At 65.3% G+C, this 4,302-nt stretch carries 2 protein-coding genes; both read left to right on the forward strand.

The genetic code is table 11. From position 1 onward, the window contains the following. Positions 1 to 239: 239 nt before the first annotated feature. The gene (locus tag FS320_RS39060; RefSeq protein WP_152717750.1) at positions 240 to 2,279 is read left to right on the forward strand and encodes an elongation factor G; all 2,040 of its coding nucleotides are present in this window, start codon (positions 240 to 242) and stop codon (positions 2,277 to 2,279) included. A 143-nt stretch (positions 2,280 to 2,422) separates the two neighbouring features. Next, entirely contained in the window at positions 2,423 to 4,153 is a 1,731-nt protein-coding gene (locus FS320_RS39065) for an AMP-binding protein (RefSeq protein ID WP_152717752.1), read from the forward strand. The last annotated feature ends 149 nt before the right edge of the window (positions 4,154 to 4,302 follow it).

Below are 4,302 nucleotides of genomic sequence, written 5' to 3' on the forward strand. Positions count from 1 at the left end.
TGGATGCGCGCGGATACCCATGCTGGCCCGGAGCTGACGCTCCACACAGAGGCCGAATACATTGATGCAGCTCTCACGTTCGTCAGTCCGCCAACATCATCTTGCGACGCACGGCCGGACCATACATACGGCACCTCTCGCAAAAGCCTCTTGCCAACTCACCATCAGAGGCAGAGCATTCACGATAACGCGTCCGTGAAGAGCGCATTGGGAAGTGGGGGCTGGGAGGATGACGTCCTATGGCACCCAACGGCAGATTAGCTTCGGGCCCGCGATGCATCGCCATCGTCGGCCCGTTTCAGAGCGGCAAGACCACGCTCCTCGAGGCAATCCTCGAGCGGACCGGAGCGATCTCGCGGGCAGGTCGCGTGTCCAACCGGGACAGCGTCGGCGATGCGAGCGCGGAGGCCCGCGCGCACGCCATGAGCATCGAGCCCAACGTGGCGACGGTCGATTTCCTCGGCGAGAGCATCACCTTCGTGGATTGCCCCGGCTCGACGGAATTCCTGCACGAGATGCGCAACGTCACGCCGATCTGCGACGCGGCGATCGTCGTCTGCGAGGCGGACGAGCGCAAGATCCCAGCCCTTGAAATCATCCTGCGGGACCTTGAAGAAGCGGATATTCCGCGCTTCCTCTTCATCAACAAGATCGACACGGTCAATCAGCGCGTTCGCGAGACGCTGGCGCTGCTGCAGCAGGCCTCGCGCACGCCGCTGCTCCTGCGCCAGATTCCGCTCTGGAAAGATGGCATCGCCGTCGGCTTCATCGATCTCGCCCTCGAGCGCGCCTTCATCTATCGCGAGCATGCGCCGAGCGAGATCGTGGACCTGCCCGAGGGCGAACTGCCGCGGGAGAAGGAAGCGCGTTTCGCCATGCTCGAGCGCCTCGCCGATTACGACGATTCGCTCATGGAGGAGCTGATCTCGGAAATCGAGCCGCCGCGCGACCAGATCTTCGACGATCTGTCGAAGGAGCTGAGGGAGCGCCATGTGGTGCCCGCCCTGATCGGCTCGGCCGAGCGCGGCAACGGCATCACGCGGCTTCTCAAGGCCCTGCGCCACGAGGCGCCGACGTTGGCGAACACGCGCGCGCGCCTCGGCATTGCCGAGGAGGGCGCGCCTCTGGCCCAGGCCGTGAAGACTCTGCACATGGGCCAGGGCGGCAAGCTCACCATCGCCCGCGTCATGCGCGGCACCTTCCATGAGGGCGACACGGTGGTCGGCTCGCGCGGAGCGGAGGCGCGGATCGGCAGCCTCGTCACGCTCGTGGGCAGCACCATGAACCGCAAGGCGGAAGCGGTGGCCGGCGATACGATCGGCTTCGGCCGGCTGGAGGGGATCGCCACGGGCGACAGCTTCGCCACCGGCAAGGCAAGGCCCGATGCCATCGCGTCGCCTACGCCGCCCGAGCCTGTTTATGTGATGGCCCTCAAGGTGAAGGACCGCAAGGACGACGTGCGCCTCTCGAGCGCGCTCGCCAAGATCACGGAGGAGGACCCGTCCCTTGCGGTCGAAACCCGGCCCGAGATGGGCGAGATCCGGCTCCATGGCCAGGGTGAGATGCATCTGCGGGTGGCCGTGGAAAAGCTGGCCTCGCGCTTCCAGGTCGGCGTCGAGACGGCCAAGCCCAAGGTGGCCTATTGCGAGACGATCAAGCTGCCGGCTTCGGCCCGCGGACGGCATCGCAAGCAGACCGGCGGGCACGGCCAGTTCGGCGACGTGATGATCGAGATCAAGCCGCTGCCGCGCGGGGAGGGTTTCGCGTTCCAGGACCATATCACCGGCGGCGTGGTGCCGCGCCAGTACATCCCATCCGTCGAGACCGGCGTCCGGGATGCGCTCAAATGCGGCCCCCTCGGCTACCCGGTCGTCGACCTTGCGGTGTCGCTGACGGACGGCTCCTACCACACGGTGGATTCCTCGGACGCCGCCTTCCAGGCGGCCGCCAGGCTCGCCTTGTCGGAGGCGCTTCCGAAGGCGAAGCCCGTTCTGCTGGAGCCGGTGCTGTCGGTCGCGATCACGATCCCGTCCGAGGCCCTCTCCAAGGCGACGGCCCTCGTCACCGGACGGCGCGGGCAGATCCTGGGCTATGACGAGCGGCCCAGCTGGGCAGGCTGGCAGGTGCTCAGCGCCACCATTCCGGAATCGGAGATCGGCGACCTCATCGTCGAACTGCGCTCGGCGACGGCCGGCGTCGGGACCTTCTCCACCCGGTTCGACCACATGGCGGAACTGAGCGGCCGTCCGGCCGAGATGGTCCTGAACAAGGCCCACTGATCGGTCTCGGGCCTGAACGATCTTTAGACGATCGTTCAGGTCTAAACTATTTCCATCGACAAATGGGCTCGCCCACGCCAAGTTAAGCTTTGTTGGAGACGCCATCTCCCATGAAGCAGACTCGCCGCGAAGCGGAGACAATGATGAACGCCACGACCCCGGCGTCTGCCACGGCAGGCGCTTCGGATCTCACCGCAGACCGCCCTTGGCTCAGGTCCTATCCCGCGCAGGTTCCCAAAACGATCGATGAAGCCAGTGTCGGCACCCTCAACGACATCTTCCGCAAGGCCGTCGCGGATTATCCGAACCGGCCCGCCGTCGAGAGTTTCGGCAAGCGGATGACCTATGCCGCCCTGGGGCGCGAGGCCGATGCGGTGGCGTCCTGGCTTCAAGGGCAGGGGCTGAAGAAGGGCGATCGCGTGGCGATCATGCTGCCGAACGTGATGGCCTTTCCGGCCATCCTGTTCGGGGTGCTTCTGGCCGGAGGCACGGTGGTCAACGTCAACCCGCTCTACACCCCCAGGGAACTGACCTACCAGCTCAAGGATTCCGGCGCCCGCTTCCTGTTCGTGCTCGAAAACTTCGCCGCGACGGTCGAGGAATCGCTGCCGGATCTCACCCTGGACCGCGTGGTTCTCGTCACGCCCGGCGATCTCCTCGGCCTCAAGGGGGCCATCGTCAATCTGGTCTCCCGCCATGTGAAGAAGGCGGTCAAACCCTTCGACCTGCCGCAGGCCGTTGCCTTCAAGGCTGTCGTGGCCGAGGGCGCCAAGCGCAAGCCGCAGGCCGTGACCGTATCGCGAGACGATATCGCCTTCCTGCAATATACGGGCGGCACGACGGGCATTGCCAAAGGCGCGACCCTGCTCCACCGCAACGTGGTGGCCAACGTGCTCCAGTGCGAAGCCTGGATGCTGCCGTTCTTCGGCGATCGCGAGGATCATGTGATGGTCACGGCCCTGCCGCTCTATCACATCTTCGCCCTTACCGTCTGCGCCATGCTGATGACGAGAATCGGCGGGTGCCAGCTGCTGATCGCCAATCCGCGGGACATCCCGGGCTTCGTCAAGACGCTGCAGAAGAGCCGCATCACGCTCATGTCCGGCCTCAACACGCTCTACAATGCGCTGGCCAACGCTCCCGGCATCGAGAAGGTCGACTTCTCGCAGATGGTCTTCGCCGTGTCCGGCGGCATGGCGACCCAGGAGGTCGTGGCGAGGAAGTGGAAGGGAGTGACCGGGCAGCCCATCGTCGAGGGCTATGGCCTCTCCGAGACGTCGCCCGTGGTCTGTGCCAACCGGCTCGACATCGAGGAGTTCACCGGCACCATCGGCTATCCGCTGCCATCGACGGATGTATCCGTGCGTTCCAGCGACGGCGCGATCCTTTCCCCGGGTGAGCGGGGAGAGCTCTGCGTGAAGGGACCGCAGGTCATGGCGGGCTACTGGCAGCGGCCTGACGAGACCGCGAAGGTCATGACCGCGGACGGCTGGTTCCGGACCGGCGACGTGGCGGTGATCCTGCCCGACGGTCAGGTCAAGATCGTGGACCGGATGAAGGACATGGTCCTCGTCTCCGGATTCAACGTCTACCCGAACGAAGTGGAAGACGTGATCGTCAAACATCCAGGTGTGATGGAAGCTGCTGTCATCGGCCTGCCGGATGAGCATTCGGGCGAGGCGGTGGTGGCCTATGTGGTCCGGAGGGATCAGGCCCTGACCGTCGAGGAGCTGCGCCAGTTCTGCCGCGAGAACCTGACCGGCTACAAGGTGCCGCGCCGGATCGAATTCCGGGAAACCCTGCCGAAGACCAACGTGGGCAAGGTTCTGCGCCGCGCACTCAAAGAGGAAGTGGAGCAATCCCACGCCCACTGAGCGGGTTCTCAGCCCCTGAAAAATCGGGATAGGGGGGAGCCTCGCGGTTCCACCCCTCCCACACCACCGTACATACGGGTCCGTATACGGCGGTTCGTCGGATTACTCGACTGGCTGGACGTGGACAGAGGCGAGGCCGAGGCCTCTGA

The organism is Microvirga tunisiensis, from assembly GCF_009296175.1.
Lineage (GTDB): Bacteria > Pseudomonadota > Alphaproteobacteria > Rhizobiales > Beijerinckiaceae > Microvirga > Microvirga tunisiensis.